Origin of the sequence: Cognatundibacterium squillarum (genome assembly GCF_014652435.1) — a bacterium.
Classification (GTDB): domain Bacteria; phylum Pseudomonadota; class Gammaproteobacteria; order Burkholderiales; family Burkholderiaceae_D; genus Undibacterium; species Undibacterium squillarum.
Window position 1 is genome coordinate 449059 of sequence record NZ_BMYU01000001.1, and the last position, 16761, is coordinate 465819.

Annotated in this window: 16 protein-coding genes and 2 tRNA genes; 5 read left to right on the plus strand and 13 right to left on the minus strand. The window is 49.6% G+C overall.

Annotated features, from left to right (window positions below):
• The first annotated feature begins 6 nt into the window (after positions 1-6).
• The 3 genes from IE092_RS01925 to IE092_RS01935 all read left to right on the plus strand — a co-directional run bounded on the left by IE092_RS01925 (position 7) and on the right by IE092_RS01935 (position 3487).
• Positions 7-846, plus strand: a complete 840-nt coding sequence (locus IE092_RS01925; RefSeq protein WP_189355314.1) for a universal stress protein — start codon at positions 7-9, stop codon at positions 844-846.
• A 321-nt stretch (positions 847-1167) separates the two neighbouring features.
• Positions 1168-3108: an MASE3 domain-containing protein gene (locus IE092_RS01930; protein ID WP_189355315.1), complete on the plus strand. Its 1941-nt coding sequence runs from the start codon at positions 1168-1170 to the stop codon at positions 3106-3108.
• Positions 3109-3163: 55 nt separating this feature from the next.
• Complete coding sequence (locus tag IE092_RS01935; protein ID WP_229792975.1) at positions 3164-3487, plus strand: flagellar basal body rod C-terminal domain-containing protein; 324 nt, start codon at positions 3164-3166, stop codon at positions 3485-3487.
• Positions 3488-3502: 15 nt separating this feature from the next.
• Here IE092_RS01935 and IE092_RS01940 read toward each other — a convergent pair whose 3' ends face one another.
• From IE092_RS01940 to IE092_RS02000, 13 genes are all read right to left on the minus strand, one after another.
• Positions 3503-4228 carry a sulfite exporter TauE/SafE family protein gene (locus IE092_RS01940; RefSeq protein ID WP_189355316.1) on the minus strand — a complete coding sequence of 242 codons (726 nt, stop codon included), beginning with the start codon at positions 4226-4228 and terminating at the stop codon, positions 3503-3505.
• Between the two features lies 1 nt (position 4229).
• Positions 4230-5627 carry an oxygen-independent coproporphyrinogen III oxidase gene (hemN, locus tag IE092_RS01945; protein ID WP_189355317.1) on the minus strand — a complete coding sequence of 466 codons (1398 nt, stop codon included), beginning with the start codon at positions 5625-5627 and terminating at the stop codon, positions 4230-4232.
• Between the two features lie 11 nt (positions 5628-5638).
• Positions 5639-5890 carry a hypothetical protein gene (locus IE092_RS01950; protein WP_229792976.1) on the minus strand — a complete coding sequence of 84 codons (252 nt, stop codon included), beginning with the start codon at positions 5888-5890 and terminating at the stop codon, positions 5639-5641.
• 58 nt (positions 5891-5948) lie between these two features.
• Positions 5949-6500, minus strand: coding sequence for a FixH family protein (locus tag IE092_RS01955; protein WP_189355318.1), 552 nt, complete (start codon positions 6498-6500; stop codon positions 5949-5951).
• A 25-nt stretch (positions 6501-6525) separates the two neighbouring features.
• Positions 6526-7938 carry a cytochrome c oxidase accessory protein CcoG gene (gene ccoG / locus IE092_RS01960; RefSeq protein ID WP_189355319.1) on the minus strand — a complete coding sequence of 471 codons (1413 nt, stop codon included), beginning with the start codon at positions 7936-7938 and terminating at the stop codon, positions 6526-6528.
• A 70-nt stretch (positions 7939-8008) separates the two neighbouring features.
• On the minus strand, positions 8009-9001 hold the full coding sequence (gene ccoP / locus IE092_RS01965; RefSeq protein ID WP_189355320.1) for a cytochrome-c oxidase, cbb3-type subunit III: 993 nt from the start codon (positions 8999-9001) through the stop codon (positions 8009-8011).
• A gap of 2 nt (positions 9002-9003) precedes the next feature.
• Positions 9004-9150 carry a cbb3-type cytochrome oxidase subunit 3 gene (locus IE092_RS18935; protein WP_189355321.1) on the minus strand — a complete coding sequence of 49 codons (147 nt, stop codon included), beginning with the start codon at positions 9148-9150 and terminating at the stop codon, positions 9004-9006.
• A 34-nt stretch (positions 9151-9184) separates the two neighbouring features.
• A complete protein-coding gene (gene ccoO, locus IE092_RS01975) occupies positions 9185-9802 on the minus strand; it encodes a cytochrome-c oxidase, cbb3-type subunit II (protein ID WP_189355322.1) in 618 nt (205 codons plus the stop codon).
• A gap of 17 nt (positions 9803-9819) precedes the next feature.
• Complete coding sequence (gene ccoN, locus IE092_RS01980; protein ID WP_189355323.1) at positions 9820-11250, minus strand: cytochrome-c oxidase, cbb3-type subunit I; 1431 nt, start codon at positions 11248-11250, stop codon at positions 9820-9822.
• 211 nt (positions 11251-11461) lie between these two features.
• Positions 11462-13381, minus strand: a complete 1920-nt coding sequence (locus IE092_RS01985) for a SurA N-terminal domain-containing protein (protein WP_189355324.1) — start codon at positions 13379-13381, stop codon at positions 11462-11464.
• Positions 13382-13464: 83 nt separating this feature from the next.
• A tRNA-Asp gene (locus tag IE092_RS01990) sits at positions 13465-13541 on the minus strand.
• Positions 13542-13557: 16 nt separating this feature from the next.
• Positions 13558-13633: transfer RNA gene (locus IE092_RS01995), tRNA-Val, on the minus strand.
• A gap of 49 nt (positions 13634-13682) precedes the next feature.
• Positions 13683-13970 (minus strand): HU family DNA-binding protein, encoded by a 288-nt coding sequence (locus IE092_RS02000; protein ID WP_268249257.1) that lies wholly within the window; start codon positions 13968-13970, stop codon positions 13683-13685.
• A 251-nt stretch (positions 13971-14221) separates the two neighbouring features.
• On the opposite strand from IE092_RS02000, the gene nadB reads away from it, so the two are divergent.
• Complete coding sequence (nadB, locus tag IE092_RS02005) at positions 14222-15829, plus strand: L-aspartate oxidase (RefSeq protein WP_189355326.1); 1608 nt, start codon at positions 14222-14224, stop codon at positions 15827-15829.
• A 264-nt stretch (positions 15830-16093) separates the two neighbouring features.
• The gene (locus IE092_RS02010) at positions 16094-16747 is read left to right on the plus strand and encodes a class I SAM-dependent DNA methyltransferase (RefSeq protein WP_189355327.1); all 654 of its coding nucleotides are present in this window, start codon (positions 16094-16096) and stop codon (positions 16745-16747) included.
• Positions 16748-16761: the final 14 nt, after the last annotated feature.

The window sequence follows — 16761 nt, forward strand, 5'->3', positions numbered from 1 at the left end:
AACACAATGGCTTACAAAACCATCCTTGTCCATGTTGATGAATCCGAGCGCTGCCAGTTACGTGTTGACGTTGCGGCCGAAATCGCAAGAAAATCAGATTCACACCTGATTGGAGCGGCAATTACCGGCGTGTCACGCTTCATTTATCAGGATGGCAATCTGGGTGCTGCCGATCCGAATCTGGCTTTACATCTGAACTATCTGAAAGAGCGGGCTGAGGCTGCAGCAGCGAAATTTCGTGTACGCACCGATGCATTAGGTGTACGTTCGTCCGAACTGGCAGTAGTGAATGATGAGGCGGGTGGCGGTATGGGCTTACTGGCGCGTTACAGCGACCTGCTGGTCATCGGACAAACCAACCGTGACGAACCGTCGCCAAGTGTTTTGCCGGATTTCCCGGAATATCTGGTTCTGAATACCGGTCGTCCAGTGCTGATTATTCCGTATGCCGGCAGCTTCCCGACGATTGGGAAACGTCCAATGATTGCCTGGGATGCCAGCCGTGCTGCAACCCGCGCAGTGACCGACGCCCTGCCTTTGCTTAAGGAAGCAGATCTGGTGCAGGTCGCAATCTTTAATGTTAAAGCTGATCCGGATGCACACGGTGACCAGCCTGGCGCAGACATCGCGACATATCTTGCGCGCCATGGTGTTCGTGTCGCGGTCTCCGTACACAAAACGAAAACAGATATCGGAAATGCAATCCTGTCTTTGGCACACGATCTCGACAGCGACTTACTTGTCATGGGCGGATACGGACACTCGCGGTTCCGCGAAATGATTATGGGCGGTGCCACTCGCACTATCCTTGAAAGCATGACAATTCCGGTGCTGATGTCACACTGATTGACAGCACAAACTGTCAGCAACACCGACGAAGCCGTTCACTGATTTTCAGTGAACGGATTTTTGTTTTTAAGCCCCACTGCACATGGGATTTCCGCAGCACCCTTTATCTTTAAATGTGCAGAAATCTGCATTTGTATTTTCTGGACGGCCAGACTCTCTGCCGACGAGCGGGATATTGATATGCAGAAATCCGCAAATCAGCCAGAAACCGGCACTTTCAGCGCGCCAGACAAATCTCCGAATAACCCTGCGCCAGGTAGGCGCTTTGACAATAAATTTTTCGCTACAATGCAGACTTTTGATTTTCGGAATATCGCTATGACCAGCACTCCCCGGTCGACCGCCCCCGCATTGAAACAGGCAATTGCCGCTGCAGTCTTCGCATTGATAGCATCGCTGATCCTCTGGACTAACCAGCAGCATGTTTCGCGCTTTTTCATGCTCTCGCCGTTGCTGGTGCATACGCTTCTTGAAACCATCACGATTACCATTTTCGTATCCGTTTTCATCGTCTGCTGGAATGCTTTTGGCGGATACCGCAGTCGCAGCAGCGTCGTACTGGCCGTCACATTTTTAAGCGCTGCGATTCTGGGATTTGTACATGCGATCAGTTTTCAGGGGATGCCGGAATTTACCGGTCCGTCTGACATGCACAAGTCTTTCTCAGCATGGATCGCCAGCAGAGCCATCATCGCCCTGACACTGCTGGGCTTATCGATGAATCCGAAAGACCCGAACCTGTCTCAAAAGCAGTCAGATGCTTTTCTGATGACCGGACTTGTTCTGACTGCGGTTATTTGCGGGATTATTTTTCTGTTTCCCCATGCTGTGCCGCTGATGTATTCCGAACAGCATGGACAGACGAATTTCAAGATCGCATGTGAGATCGTTCTGATCCTCATCAATCTGATTTCCGCAGCACTTTTTCTGAAACACAGCCTGAAAGGGCCTGATCAACAGGTAGAAGACCGGCTTGAGATTGCACGCGTACCCCTGTTTCTCGCCAGCTGGCTGATGGGTATTTCTGAAGTTTATTTTTCACTCTATGCTGAACGCAGTGACGTGAATGTTGCGATTGGTCACTTTCTCCAGCTCGCTGCAGCAATTGCAATTTACCGCAGCATGGTTGCGATCAACATTCATAAACCCTACACCCGCCTCGCCACGCAAACCATCGAAATCGCACGTTCTGCCAGTGAGCTTGCTGCTCAGCGCGAACGTCTGCACCGCATGATCGACACTGCAATTGACGGCATCATTACCGTTGATGAACATCAGACTATCCTCATGATCAACCCGGCAGCGGCGGCTATTTTCGGATATGACGCAGAATATCTGATGGGAAAAAGCCTGACGCTTCTGCTCCCTGAGCGCCATCGTGCCGGACATGGCGGCCATTTAAAAAAATTCGGAGAAACAGGTTCAACCCGACGCAAAATGGGAAGTCACTACGAAGATTTCTACATTACAGGTCGCCGCGCTGATGGTACAGAGTTCCCGATGGAAGCTTCTATCGCTCATCAGCTGGAAAATGGTGCCCGTATTTATACTGTGATCTTCCGCGATATCACGGACCGTAAAATCGCCAAAGAAAAGATGGCGCAATACCATGAAGAACTGAGCCAGCTGTCTGCAGCGTTGCAGTCTATCCGTGAAGAAGAGCGCAAGCATATCGCACGTGAGCTGCACGATGATCTGGGGCAGTTGCTGGCAGCCTTGCGGATGGATCTGACGCTGGTGCAACGGGCGCCGGAACTTGCTGCAAAGAGTCAGTCCGCGATTCAGAGTATGGACCAGTTAATTCTGACCGCGATCACCACCCTGAGACGAATCGCCACAGATTTGCGCCCGCGTGCGCTGGATGAGGGTGGGCTCTACTTTGCACTACAAACTTTGCAACGTGAATTTTCGCATCGGCACATGATTGACTGTGAGCTGATCGCAGACGAAGACCAACTGACGCTGGATGATGCACGCAGTACAGCAATTTTCCGTATCGTTCAGGAGTCGCTGACTAATGTTGCCCGGCACGCAGAAGCAAGTGCTGTCACCATTGAGTTCGAACATTTCCCCGACAAAATCGTCTTCAGTATCTGTGACAACGGTAAAGGGATCGATGAAGAAGATATGCGCAAATCGCGTTCGTTCGGGCTGGTTGGTATGCGTGAACGCGTCAAAGCGATGCATGGCCATTTTCATGTTTCCGGCAATGCAGGTGAAGGCACTTGCCTGCATGTTGAGTTACCGTTTTCCCGTTAAAGTTCCGGGCAAACTGCGTAACCAGGTGCTACACTGAAACGTCAGACAGGAGAATATGATGAGTATCGGTGCAATTTCCAGCGGACTTTCGGGCTTACGTTCAGCACAGATGGCGCTGGATGTCAGCGCACATAACATCGCAAACGCCAATACTGCCGGCTTTAAACCACAAACGATTCAGCATCAGGAATCACCGACGGGAGGTGTGAGTTCTTCTGTTTCAGCACCGCAAGCCGCCGGCCAGGCAGCAGAATCGGGGACCGATCTTGCCACTGAAACAGTCAACTCACTGGTCTACAAGCATCAGTTTGGCATCAATGCAAAAGTAATTCAGACGGCTGACCAGAATCTCGGCACGCTGGTAAACATAAAAGCCTGAAAAAACACCCCTGATTCACTTAGGTGGCACAACACACAGCCAGTCAGGCATATGACCTGACTGAATTCCTGCGATCCCGGCAACAGCCAACCCGATCAGTAACAGCCCCGCACCCAGCGAGAACCATTTGCGCTTCTCCTGCAATCCAATCACCGTCAGCAATTTTTGTGATACCAGCAAATGGGGCAATGCACACAAGCCAAACACTGCCATCAGAAGCGCTCCGGACAGCATGTCTCCCGAAAAAATCGCGAGCGGAACTACTGCATACAGCAAGCCACAAGGCAGTGTCCCCCATAACAGCCCGGCAATATAAGGTTGTCGTTGAATAATCCTTTGCGCAGCATCCAGGCTGCGCTCTTGCCAGGTAGCGAAGCCTGAGGGCAAACGGAAATTTGGTATCGATACACCGGTCAGACGGAGACCGAGAATCGCCAGCGCCAGATATCCGGCAATCATTACCGCAATATGGGTTTTCCCACCGAAAAAGAATAAACCCTTCTGCCCTGCCAATCCCAGAACACCGCCCGCCGACATATAGACACTGAGACGCCCTGTGTGTAACCAGAATTTTGTCGCACCAGAATACGCTTGCTTTGCATTTACAATTGCAATGACTTTTTGAGATGTTGTCTGAGGACGCATGAGTAAGCTGGTCAGGCTACCGCACATAGCAGCGCAGTGGATACCTCCCAGCAGTCCGGCAGATGCCGCCGCGGTCAGCAACGGTATCGTCAGCATGTCAGATTAATTTCGAATAACGCGCTGTCGTTTGTTGCTGCAGGAATGCATCAAAAACCATTCCGAAAGCGCGGACAAAGAAGCGACCTTTCGGCAAAACGGATATCCGGTCATCCGTTACTTGCAGCAAACCATGCTCTTCGTACTGTCGTAAAGTTGCAATTTCATCGGCAAAATGCGCAGAAAGATCGCGCCCGGTTTCACGTCCGAGTTCGGCAAAATCAATCCCGTTACTGCACATCAGATCAAGAATAATTTGTCTGCGTAACACATCCTCATCACTCAAATGTATGCCTTTCTCAACCGGCAACTGATGCTCGTCAATCGCTGCATAATACTCATCGAGTGTACGAAGATTCTGAACATAGGATTTACCAAGCTTGCCAATTGCTGACAAACCCAATGCAATCAGATCACACTCAGCACGGGTTGTATATCCCTGAAAATTCCGGTGCAAACTGCCATCATCCATTGCTTTCGCCAGGCCATCATCCGGCTTCGCAAAATGGTCCAGACCAATGTAGACATAACCGGCCTCGATCAGACGACGAAGGGACATGAAAAAAATCTCCAGTCTTTGCTCAGCAGTCGGCAAGTCTGCCTCTGCAATCCGTCTCTGAGGCTTAAAACGCTCAGGTAAATGCGCGTAATTGTATAAAGCAATACGATCCGGACTGAGTTCAATCACCTGATCAAGCGTGCGTGTAAAACTGGCAAGATTTTGTTTTGGTAAACCGTAAATCAGATCGAAGTTAATTGAACTGAATCCGTGTGCACGTGACTGTTCAATGGTTCGCTTAACCATTTCAAAATCCTGAATCCGGTGCACTGCTTTCTGCACTTCCGGATCAAAATCCTGAACTCCGAGGCTGGTACGGTTAAATCCAACTTCCTGCAACAGTGCCAGCGTCGATTCATCTACGGTACGCGGATCGATTTCAATGGAAATTTCAGCATCTGGCGCAAAATCAAAATGCGTCCTTAATAAATTCATCAGGCGACGAATTTCATCATGACTGAGAAATGTAGGCGTACCACCACCCAGGTGAAGCTGGCTCAGTGTCTCACGCGCTCCCAGGTGCGCTAATACCAGATTCAGTTCTTTCTCAAGATAATCCAGATACTTAGCTGACCGTCCGTGATCCTTCGTAATGACTTTATTACACGCACAGTAATAGCAAAGCGACGCACAAAACGGAATGTGTATGTACAGAGAAAGTGGTTTCTTCTCGGTTTGTGACGCGCGCTCCTGCAAATAGGCGATATAGTCTTCAGCCTTAAAATCTGCATGAAAACGATCAGCGGTCGGATATGAAGTATAACGAGGACCGAGTTTATCAAAGCGGCGAATGAGTTGTTCCGGGATATCCAGAACAGAATTAGTCAACATCGAAGTCATTTTATTTTTGCTTAACGGGCCTTCTGAACCAGCAATACAGTGAGGCCACTGGAGAGAATACCGAGCAACCAGAAAGCAAAAAAACCAATCGTATATACGCCGGTAATATGCATCTGCAGTCGCTCGTCGAATATGATCAGCTCCATCGGGTCGACCAGACTGAATACCAGCCCGGTAGCAGCACATGCCATCAAAAATGCTGGCCACAACACAATCATCATTGCCGGACCAAAGAAAAAACGTCCTGATTTTCGGGTTTCCATGCTATCTCCCCCTCTGTTATTGAAGCTGATGTCAATCGCCAGGGAAGCGCTGACTATTTTAAAGTGCAGATAGCTGCGCCACCTTCACTTCGGGGTTATACCAGTCCCCCGTCAGTCGCCAATCTGTAGTCTCTAATTTGATATGAAACAATTTAACAGAACCTGATGAAAGTTTCGATATGAAATTCAGATCACCTTCATAGCTGCCATCTGCGTTGCGGTTAAGTGGCAAACGATGTATTACTTCGTTAACACTCGAGGCGTTATCCGAAGCACGCGCCAGACTCAACTGGACTTTTTCAGGCAGCACAGTGTCCGGAGCGGCACTGTTTAGTTGCATACGGATTTTCGATGTTTTCAGATCGATATACAGGCTGGCATTCAGTCCCAGAGCCTTTGCTTTGGCATCGCGCTGAATATCTTTGTTGATCATTAAACCCTGTTTGTAGTAGTCGTCCGCCACAACCTTATCAGATCCTTTTATCGCGATGTATCCTGTAATGACACTGGCAACGACGACAAACGCAGGCCCACCTGCCACGAGCAACAGCCACGGCTCTTTGTACCAGACATCACGTTTCTTAGGCTTCAGGTTCAGTGTTGCTTCCATTTAGTTCTCCTGATGTTCCGCCAGATTATCGCGGAACGATAAATACGGCCTTTTCACTTACTTTTATTGCTGGCTCGTCGGTATTCTGAATTTCAAACCGGATACGGTTTGAACCTGTTTGAACCGACGAAGCTGGAATTCGTACGCGAACAGGGAAAGCTTTGGTTGTTGCTGCATTTACTTCAATCTGTTCATTCATCAGCAACTCTGCACCTGCAGCACCCGTCACTTTAACGGTGTAGTGCTGCTTCTGCTCCTTCGTATTCATTACCTGCAGTCGATACACATTTTCTATTGCACCCGTCTCGGTAATTTTTGGCATGCCACGATCTCTCAGCACATCGACCTTTAACGGGATATGCAGGTAAAGAGAAATCCCGGACAAAATAATTATCAACAGTAAAATGCCCGAATAAATCAGGGTACGAAGCCGGAATACACGTTGCCACATCGCTTTCTTATCCAGTTTACGATCGAGTGCGTGCTCGGTGGTATAACGGATTAAGCCCCGCTCATATCCCATTTTATCCATCACCTGATTGCAACTGTCTGCGCATAATCCGCATGCGATGCACTCATATTGCAATCCATTGCGGATATCAATTCCCATCGGGCAGACCTGAACACAAATACCGCAGTCAACACAAGAACCAAGACCCTGGGCTTTGTAGTCAACTTTTTTATTTCGAGAACCACGTGGGTCACCGCGCTCTTTGTCGTACGTAACGATCAGCGTATCCTTGTCAAACATGGCACTTTGAAAGCGCGCATATGGACACATGTATTTGCACACCTGTTCACGCATCCAGCCTGCGTTACCATAGGTAGCAAAACCGTAAAACAGCAGCCAGAAAATTTCCCATGGGCCGAGCGTAAAATTCAAGATCTCGACTGACAGGTCACGGATCGGAGTGAAATAGCCGACAAAGGTAAATCCCGTCCACAAACTCAGTACAAGCCAGATAAAGTGCTTAAGGAATTTCAGCGAAAATTTACGGGCGGTCAGTGGCGATGCATCCAGTTTCAGACGGGCATTGCGATCACCTTCGACTTTATATTCAATCCACAGAAATATTTGCGTATACACCGACTGCGGACATGCATATCCGCAAAACAAGCGGCCAGCAATAGCTGTAAATAAGAATAGTGATAAAGCGGAGATCACCAACAAAACGGCGAGATAAATAAAATCCTGTGGCCAGAAGACAAAGCCGAAAATATAAAATTTCCGAGTGACCAGATCAAACAAAACAGCCTGGCGCTCGTTCCAGTTGAGCCAGGCTGTTCCGTAAAATAGTAACTGAGTAAACGCGACCAGTACCCAGCGCCAGGAGGCAAACCAACCAGTCTGATGGCGGGGATAGATTTTCTTCCGTTCTTCGAAAAGAGCTATTTCCTTTTCTTCGGGCTCAATGGGTATGATCGGGATTTGCTTCATAAATCGCTTCTCAAAAAAAATGAGTTACAGTCTTCCTCATATACAGGAGCGACTGTAACCCAATTTTGTCTTACTTAGATTGTGCTACATCAGTACCAGCTGCGATTTGTTTTACGGAGTCCATCTCGGCTGCAGAAACTTTTGCACCATTGCTCGACAGGCCCCAAACATATGCCGCTAACAAGTGAATCTTACCTTTTGTCAGAATGTCTTTATGGGCAGGCATCTGATTGGTTCGACCTTTATTAATCGTTTCCATAATGGTATCGATACTGCCGCCATACAACCAAGTTTTATCAGTCAAATTCGGCGCGCCGATTGCCTGATTACCTTTACCGTCAGCCCCGTGACATGCCGCACAAGCTGCAAATTTAGGTTTGCCGAGTGCTGCTTTGATCGGATCATGTGCACCACCAGACAGACTAAGGACGTAGTTAGCGACATTTTTAACATCTTCGTCGCCACCAATTGCAGCTCCCATCGGAGGCATTACGCCATGACGGCCTTCAGTAATTGTCGTTTTAATTACCTCCGGATCACCACCATACAACCAGTCTGTATCAGTCAGATTTGGATAGCCTTTTCCGCCTTGCGCGTCAGAACCATGACACTGAGCGCAAGTATTCAGAAATAAACGCTGACCGATTTCTTTCGCTGCAGGATCTTTCGAAACATCCTTCAGATCCATCGCCAGATATTTATCAAAAATTTTGGCGTATTGCTCTTCACCCGCCTTCATTTCTTTTTCATAGGCACCTACCTGACTCCAGCCGAAGGTTCCCTGGCGATCACCAAAACCCGGATAAACAACCAGATATCCAATACTGAAAATGATGGTCAGATAGAACAACCATTGCCACCATTTAGGCAAGGGATTATTTTCTTCCATCAAGTCGGCATCCCAAACGTGACCGGTTGTTTCAGCTGGTAAAGGCTTGCCGTCCGCACCAACTTTAACCTTTACGTGCGACTGAGACCATAACAGCAACGCACAGGCGACGATACTGATGGTGACAACAATAGCAATACCGATGCCCCACCATTCACTAAAAAAATCTGCCATGACTATTTTCCATTCTCATTATCAATTGGCAAACGTGCCAGTTTCTCGAAGCGCTCTTTGTTATCCGAACTGAATGCCCAGTAAACAATACCCAAAAAAACAAGCAGGCTGATCACTGTGACAACACTACTGATAATTGTAAAATTCATAATTATTCCTTCCGGCAACAAAAAGCGTTTTCAATCAGTTCTTATTTTTGATCGCAGTACCCAGAACCTGCAGATAAGCAATCAGCGCATCGAGCTCTGTCTTATTTTCAAGTTCAGCAGGACCTGCCTGAATTTCCGCATCGGAATAAGGTACACCCAGCGTTTTCATCGCAGACATTTTCGGTGCGATACTCTTTGGGTCCAGTGCATTTTTTGCGAGCCATGGGTAAGCAGGCATATTGGACTCAACGACAACAGAGCGCGGGTCATTCAAATGATCACGATGCCAGTTATCGCTGTAACGGCCACCTACACGAGCCAGATCCGGGCCTGTACGCTTACTACCCCATTGGAACGGATGATCATAAACAGACTCACCTGCAACCGAGTAGTGACCATAACGTTCGGTTTCAGCACGGAACGGACGAATCATCTGAGAATGACAACCGTAGCAACCCTCGCGAAGATAAATATCCCGACCAGCCAGTTGAAGCGCGGTGTATGGCTTCAGACCAGCAACAGGTTGCGTGGTTGATTTTTGAAAGAACAACGGAACAATCTCAACCAGTCCGCCAACACTGATCGTCAGAATCACCAGCACAAGCAACAGGCCAACATTACGTTCAATCAGGTCATGTGTAAATTTACTCATTCTATTTCTCCTTCCGGTTAAGCGTGTGCAGACACAGCAGGAATTGCATTGTTTGCAGGCTTCGCTGTCATCAGGGTACGCACAACGTTGTAACCCATGACCACCATACCGGACAGATACATCAGGCCACCGGTCAGACGAATCAGATAGTACGGATAGGTTGCTTTCACAGATTCAACAAAGGTGTATGTCAAGGTACCGTCTTCGTTAACTGCACGCCACATCAGACCCTGCATCACACCTGCAATCCACATTGCGGCGATATACAGAACCACACCGATCGTTGCAACCCAGAAGTGCACTTCAATCAGGCGCTTGCTGTACATTTGTGTCTGACCAAACAAGCGAGGCACCAGGTAGTACAAACTGCCGATAGAAATAAAGCCAACCCAGCCCAGCGCACCAGAGTGAACGTGACCAACCGTCCAGTCTGTGTAATGCGACAGCGCATTGACTGTTTTGATCGCCATCATCGGGCCTTCAAAGGTGGACATACCGTAGAAAGACAGCGAAACAATCAGGAAGCGCAGGATAGGATCTGAGCGGAGTTTACTCCATGCACCGGACAAGGTCATGATACCGTTGACCATACCACCCCAGGATGGTGCCAGCAAAATCAGGGAGAACAGCATACCCAGCGATTGCGCCCAGTCAGGCAGTGCTGTGTAGTGCAGATGGTGAGGACCCGCCCACATATATGTGAAGATCAGCGCCCAGAAGTGAACGATAGAAAGGCGATAAGAATAAACCGGACGTTCGATTTGCTTAGGAATGAAATAGTACATCATGCCAAGGAAACCGGCAGTCAGGAAGAAACCAACCGCATTATGGCCGTACCACCACTGAACCATTGCGTCCTGTACGCCAGCGTATGCAGAGTAAGACTTTGTCAGGCCAACTGGCAATGCTGCACTATTAACGATATGCAAAACCGCAACCGCAACGATAAATGCACCGTAGAACCAGTTCGCCACATAAATGTGTTCAACTTTACGTTTTACCAGCGTACCGAAGAAAACAACTGCGTAGGCAACCCAAACCACAGCGATCAGCAGATCGATTGGCCATTCCAGTTCAGCATATTCTTTACCCTGAGAAATACCCAGCGGCAAACTCACCACTGCGCCCAGCAAAACAAGTTGCCAGCCCCAGAACGTGAACTCAGGCAACCAGCCACCGAACAGGCGCGCATTGGTTGTACGCTGAACGACATAGTAGGAAGTTGCAAACAAGGCACAGCCACCGAATGCAAAAATAACCGCATTCGTGTGTAACGGTCGTAACCGCCCATAGCTAAGCCATGGTATGCCACCCAGGAATTCGGGCCATGCCAGCTGGGTTGCAATAACGACACCAACCAGCATGCCGATAATGCCCCAGATAACAGCCATGACCGCAAATTGACGCACAACTCGATAGTTGTATGTGTTTTCTTTAGTTATCGTCATGATCTCACTCTGTTGTAACACTCTGTTGTAAAAATCCACAGCTAGAATAACAATCGCACTGTGTAAACATCTTGATACAAGTCAAACGTCACCGGAATCCAAATCAGGATGGAATACCGAACAACAAAAGCAAGCATAGTCCTGCAAATGCATGACGAAAATAGAAACGGCGCCACAGGGGCGCCGTTTTTTTGATCTGAGACAAGTCAGCTTAATTTGCTGGCTTAGGTACTGTCAGAGCACTTTTATTTACCGTTGTTTTCGCTTTCTTTTTCAAAGCTTCCACATAAGCAGCTAACTCCTGCTCAGCATAAATAGAGGCCAGCTGTTGCTGCTCCTGAGCGCGTCGCGCCTGGTCTGGCGTACCGTCAGAAACTTTATTAACACGGATCACCGCATAACCCAGCCCAGGGATTTCAACACCCGTCATTGCCGGCAATTGACGTGTATCAGCCTTCATGATTTGAGGAACCGCAATTGCAGGCACACCTTCAGGTTTCGTACGCGAGATAGTGACAGGCGCTGCAAATCCTTCTGCAGAAGGTGCCTTTTGCAGAGCTGCGAGCTTTGCCTTGCCTTCGGATGCCGCCAGTTTCGCTGACTCCTCTTCTGTCAGTCGCGTCACAATCAATTGACGTACCTGATCCAGTGGACGGCGCGACGCCGCTTTGTACTCGGTAACATGCGCTGCAATGATATTGCCGCCACCGATGTCAACCGCTTCTGTGTTGTGATTTTTCTTAATCACATCATCAGCAAACAAGGCCTTCAGGAATTTCTGATTGTTCAAAGGCAATGTAGCCGGTGCTGCAGGAATACCTTTTCGGGTAATACCTTCCGCGGTTTCAATTTTCAGTTTCCACTTGTCTGCCACGCCTTTCAGGCTGTCAGGCTGCTGATACACAGCATCGGTAAATGCTTCTACTGCTTCACCATATGCTTTACCTGCTTTTTGCTTCTTAATATCTGCAACAATCTGATCTTTCACTTCTGCCAGAGGTTTTACGCTTCCCGCACTCAATGAAGTCAGCTGAATAATGTGGTAGCCGTACTGGGTTTGCACCAGATCACTGATCTCGTCTTTTTTCAAACGGAATACAGCGTCTTCGAATGGCTTAACCATTGCATTTTTGGCGACAACACCCAGATCGCCGCCCGCTTCTTTCGAACCAGGATCGTCAGAGTTTTCTTTTGCCAGCTTTGCAAACAAATCCGGATTTTTGCGGATCTGTTCCAGCAAAGCCTGCGCTTTTGCGCGTGCTTTTTCTTTATCCGCCGGCGCTGCTTTTTCAGATGCTGCGATCAGGATATGTCGCGCAGAACGCTGTTCTTCGGTAGTGAATTGCTTCGCATTTGCTTTGTAGAATTCATTGATTTCGGTGTCATTGACACTTACCTGCGCTGCCAGTGCTTCCGCATTCAGAATCACATATTCAGCTTTGACAGCTTCCGGTACTTCGAAGTTTGCTGCGTTCTTCTCGTAATACGCCTTCACCATCTCATCCGTGATGTTTACCTTGGATGCAAAATCAGCGTTTTTCAGAATCATCAACTGCACTTCACGTTCCTGCTCACTCAGCAAAGCAATACGCTGTGCGACAGATTTCGGAACGATGGCGGTATTTTGCACTGCGCCGATCAGCTGCTGGAAAGCCAGTGTCTGGCGACGCTCATATTCATAACCTGCTTTGGTATAACCGCTGCGGGCGAGCAATTGTTCGAATTTATCTTTATCGAGTTTGCCGTCAGCACCGATCAGCGCCGGGTTGTTCATATAGTCATTCGCCAGAACACGGTCAGGAATGACGATGCGCTCTTCCTGCACTTCAGCGGTGATTGCGCGCTGGGCAAGAATTTCATCCAGAATGGCCTCACGTGCTTCCGGTGTATTCAGCATTTTCGGATCGAACTGCGGACCGTATGCCTGACGTAAAGAGTCCGCTTTATTACGAACGGCAATTTCAAGCTCTTGCTGGGTGATCGACTGACCAGCAACGCTTGCAACCTCAGCACCAGCCTCCGCTTTAGAGCGGGTGTAGCTTTCAATGCCAAACAAAGCAAAAGACGGGAAAATAATCAGCAACAGCAAAAACTGCATTAAACGCTGATGGGTACGGATGTATTCAAACATGTTCAACCAATCAAATGACTGAAAAAATAAACACGGAAAACAGATATAAAAAAAGGCGAACATATGTTCGCCTTTTCGGAATCTGGCGGAGCGGACGGGGCTCGAACCCGCGACCCCCGGCGTGACAGGCCGGTATTCTAACCAACTGAACTACCGCTCCGAATATCTGTGTACGCTGGTGGGTGCTGAGAGGGTCGAACTCCCGACCTACGCCTTGTAAGGGCGCCGCTCTACCAACTGAGCTAAGCACCCAGCGCTTTGCAGATGCGCCGCATTATAACATAACGCGGCAACAAAGGCATTAGTTTACTGCATCTTTTAACGCTTTACCAGGTTTAAATTTAGGCACCTTGGCTGCCTTGATCTTAATTGCTGCGCCGGTTTGCGGATTGCGGCCGGTTCTGGCAGCGCGTTTGCCGACAGAAAACGTGCCGAAACCCACCAGCGTTACCGTTCCGTTTTTCTTCAGCGTCGTTTTGATTGCGCCGACCAATGCGTCCAGCGCACGTGCAGATGCTGCTTTAGAAATATCTGCCGTCTTCGCAATATGGTCGATCAACTCAGTCTTATTCACGTAAAGCCCCCTCACAAAATTTAGTATCACGCAATTGTTTTGTATGCCAGATCTTGTTGCCGGCGAATCCTCAGGGAGCCGCCGCGACTGCGCACAGTATTAGAACAAGTGCCAAACTGCCATGTCAAGCAAATTACCTGAGCATGCAATCAGGCTGTAGGTTTGTCACATAAATAGTCGCTATAATCGCAGATTCGCGCCGGTTTGCCGCAACACAGAGGCAAGTGCCGCGCGGAAACACCGGAGACTCTGAAAAGCAACGTGTTATGAAAACCTATGATGTCGTGATTGTTGGCAGCGGACTGGCCGGATTATCGGTGGCCCTGCATCTGGCAAAAACCCGCAAAGTGGCGGTGATTACAAAACGAAAACTGCTGGATGGTGCCAGCGACTGGGCACAAGGCGGCATTGCTGCCGTTCTGGATTCTCATGACAGTCATGAAGAACATGTCAGCGATACTCTGATTGCCGGTGCTGGCTTGTGCGATGAAGGCGCCACCCGCTACATCATTGAGCATGGCCGTGAAGCCATTGAGTGGCTGATTGAACAAGGCGTGCCATTTACTCGCGATGATGAAGCTGAACTGGGTTTTCATCTGACCCGCGAAGGTGGTCACAGCCAGCGCCGCATTATTCATGCCGCTGACGCCACCGGCCACGCCGTTCAGGTAACACTGGAACAGAAAGTCCGTGCGCATCCGAACATCGCTCTGTACGAACATCATTACGCAATTGATCTGATCACCAGCGCCAAGCTAGGCGACAGCTCGCCGACACCACGCTGTCTCGGTTTGTATGCACAGGATATTAAGACCGGCGAAGTACATACCTTCTCCGCTCAGCATACGATTATGGCGACCGGCGGTGCCGGTAAAGTGTATTTATATACGACAAATCCTGACACTGCGACAGGTGACGGCATTGCGATGGCGTGGCGCGCAGGATGCCGCGTCGGGAATATGGAATTTATTCAGTTCCATCCAACCTGCCTGTATCACCCTTACGCCAAATCTTTCCTGATCACGGAAGCTGTGCGTGGCGAAGGCGGCGTACTGAAATTACCGGCAGAAGCCGGCGCCGCGGCAGGCAAGCGCTTCATGCTGGATCATGACGAGCGCGCCGAACTCGCGCCGCGCGATGTCGTTGCACGCGCGATCGACTTCGAAATGAAAAAACGTGGTCTGGATTATGTGGAACTGGATATTTCCCACCAGCCGCCGGAATTCCTGAAAGAGCACTTCCCGACCATTTATGCGCGCTGTCTGGAACTGGGAATCGACATGACGAAACAAGCGATTCCGGTGGTTCCGGCAGTCCATTTCACCTGCGGTGGCGTGGTGACGGACACCAATGGCCGCACTGATATTCCGGGCCTGTATGCAATCGGTGAAACTGCATACACCGGCCTGCACGGTGCGAATCGTCTGGCCTCCAATTCGCTGCTGGAATGTCTGGTGATTGGCAAAGCGGCTGCTGGTTTTATTGAAGCTCAGCAACGCGTGAATCCGATTGCCCTGCCCGACTGGGATGAAAGCCGCGTGTCGGATGCTGACGAAGAAGTGGTGATCGCCCATAACTGGGATGAGCTGCGTCGCTTCATGTGGAATTACGTGGGCATTGTGCGTACGACCAAACGGCTGGAACGTGCCAAACACCGCATTCGCCTGCTGAAAGAAGAAATCGATGAATACTATTCGCACTTCCGCATCTCCAGCGATTTGCTGGAATTGCGGAATCTGGTGGAAGTTGCATCACTGATCGTCAATTCTGCGCTGTCGCGCCGTGAAAGCCGTGGCCTGCATTTCAGCCGCGATTATCCGGATACCCTGCCGAAAGCACTGCCGACGGTGTTATCACCGAAACGCAAACGCTGACGCCCTTCCGGTGCACATCGTGTCGGCCGGAACTCAGCAGAAACACCCATACAGCCCGGCACTGCGCCGGGCTTTTGTTTTGCGTCACTGGCCAGCTTCCGTCCGCAACGGTTACAAACCGTCAAAAAAAGGCTCAAATGCGGTGTTCAGCACAGCTACCGGCTGGTTGTCGGCAGAAAGTCCGGGGCTTGGCAAACGTGCAATGACGATTCCTGCATCATATAATTGTTGCCTGCCCTTTTATTTCAGAGAGTGAGCGAGGTTATGGATCAAAGCGCACAGGATATGCAAACCTATTACAGTGCCCGCGCCTCGTATTACGACGCTGTGTATCTGAAGCCGGAGCGGCAGGCGGATATCCAATTTCTGAGCGCCTATTTACCGGCGCAATTTGCAGGCAGGAATGTGCTTGAAATCGCTTGCGGCACGGGTTACTGGACGCAGCACATTGCGCCGGTGACGCGCAGCATGCTGGCGACTGACGGCAATGCCGATCCGCTCTCCTTTGCCCGTCAGCGTCCCGGCACTGCACACATTGCATTTCAGGTTGCAGATGCGTTTGCGCTGGAAAATATCAGCAGTGAGTTTGACGCCGCCTTTGCCGGACTGTGGTTTTCACACGTTCTGAAGCAGGATCAGCAAAGATTTCTGAATGGCTTATATTCACGGTTGCAGCCCGGAGCCAGAGTCATCATGATCGACAACAATGCATCGCAGTTGCTGGATTTTCCGATCACGGAAACCGATGCAGACGGCAATACCTTCCAGCACCGCGATTTACGCGATGGTTCGGTGCACCGCATACTGAAAAATTTTCCGGCCGAAGCAGAACTGCGCGCACTGGTGGACGGTTGCGCAACGGACATTTCCTATCAGAACCTCGGTCATTTCTGGCTGTTCAGTTACACCCTGAAGTAAAGCCTCTGCACGAA

Coding starts and splice junctions, on each gene's coding strand:
- IE092_RS02010 (WP_189355327.1), top strand. CDS start 16,094: ATGGATCAAAGCGCACAGGATATGCAAACCTATTACAGTGCCCGCGCC.
- ccoO (WP_189355322.1), bottom strand. CDS start 9,802: ATGAGTAAATTTACACATGACCTGATTGAACGTAATGTTGGCCTGTTG.
- ccoP (WP_189355320.1), bottom strand. CDS start 9,001: ATGGCAGATTTTTTTAGTGAATGGTGGGGCATCGGTATTGCTATTGTT.
- IE092_RS01955 (WP_189355318.1), bottom strand. CDS start 6,500: ATGGAAGCAACACTGAACCTGAAGCCTAAGAAACGTGATGTCTGGTAC.
- ccoN (WP_189355323.1), bottom strand. CDS start 11,250: ATGACGATAACTAAAGAAAACACATACAACTATCGAGTTGTGCGTCAA.
- hemN (WP_189355317.1), bottom strand. CDS start 5,627: ATGACTTCGATGTTGACTAATTCTGTTCTGGATATCCCGGAACAACTC.
- nadB (WP_189355326.1), top strand. CDS start 14,222: ATGAAAACCTATGATGTCGTGATTGTTGGCAGCGGACTGGCCGGATTA.
- IE092_RS01985 (WP_189355324.1), bottom strand. CDS start 13,381: ATGTTTGAATACATCCGTACCCATCAGCGTTTAATGCAGTTTTTGCTG.
- IE092_RS01940 (WP_189355316.1), bottom strand. CDS start 4,228: ATGCTGACGATACCGTTGCTGACCGCGGCGGCATCTGCCGGACTGCTG.
- ccoG (WP_189355319.1), bottom strand. CDS start 7,938: ATGAAGCAAATCCCGATCATACCCATTGAGCCCGAAGAAAAGGAAATA.
- IE092_RS01930 (WP_189355315.1), top strand. CDS start 1,168: ATGACCAGCACTCCCCGGTCGACCGCCCCCGCATTGAAACAGGCAATT.
- IE092_RS01925 (WP_189355314.1), top strand. CDS start 7: ATGGCTTACAAAACCATCCTTGTCCATGTTGATGAATCCGAGCGCTGC.
- IE092_RS01950 (WP_229792976.1), bottom strand. CDS start 5,890: ATGGAAACCCGAAAATCAGGACGTTTTTTCTTTGGTCCGGCAATGATG.
- IE092_RS18935 (WP_189355321.1), bottom strand. CDS start 9,150: ATGAATTTTACAATTATCAGTAGTGTTGTCACAGTGATCAGCCTGCTT.
- IE092_RS01935 (WP_229792975.1), top strand. CDS start 3,164: ATGATGAGTATCGGTGCAATTTCCAGCGGACTTTCGGGCTTACGTTCA.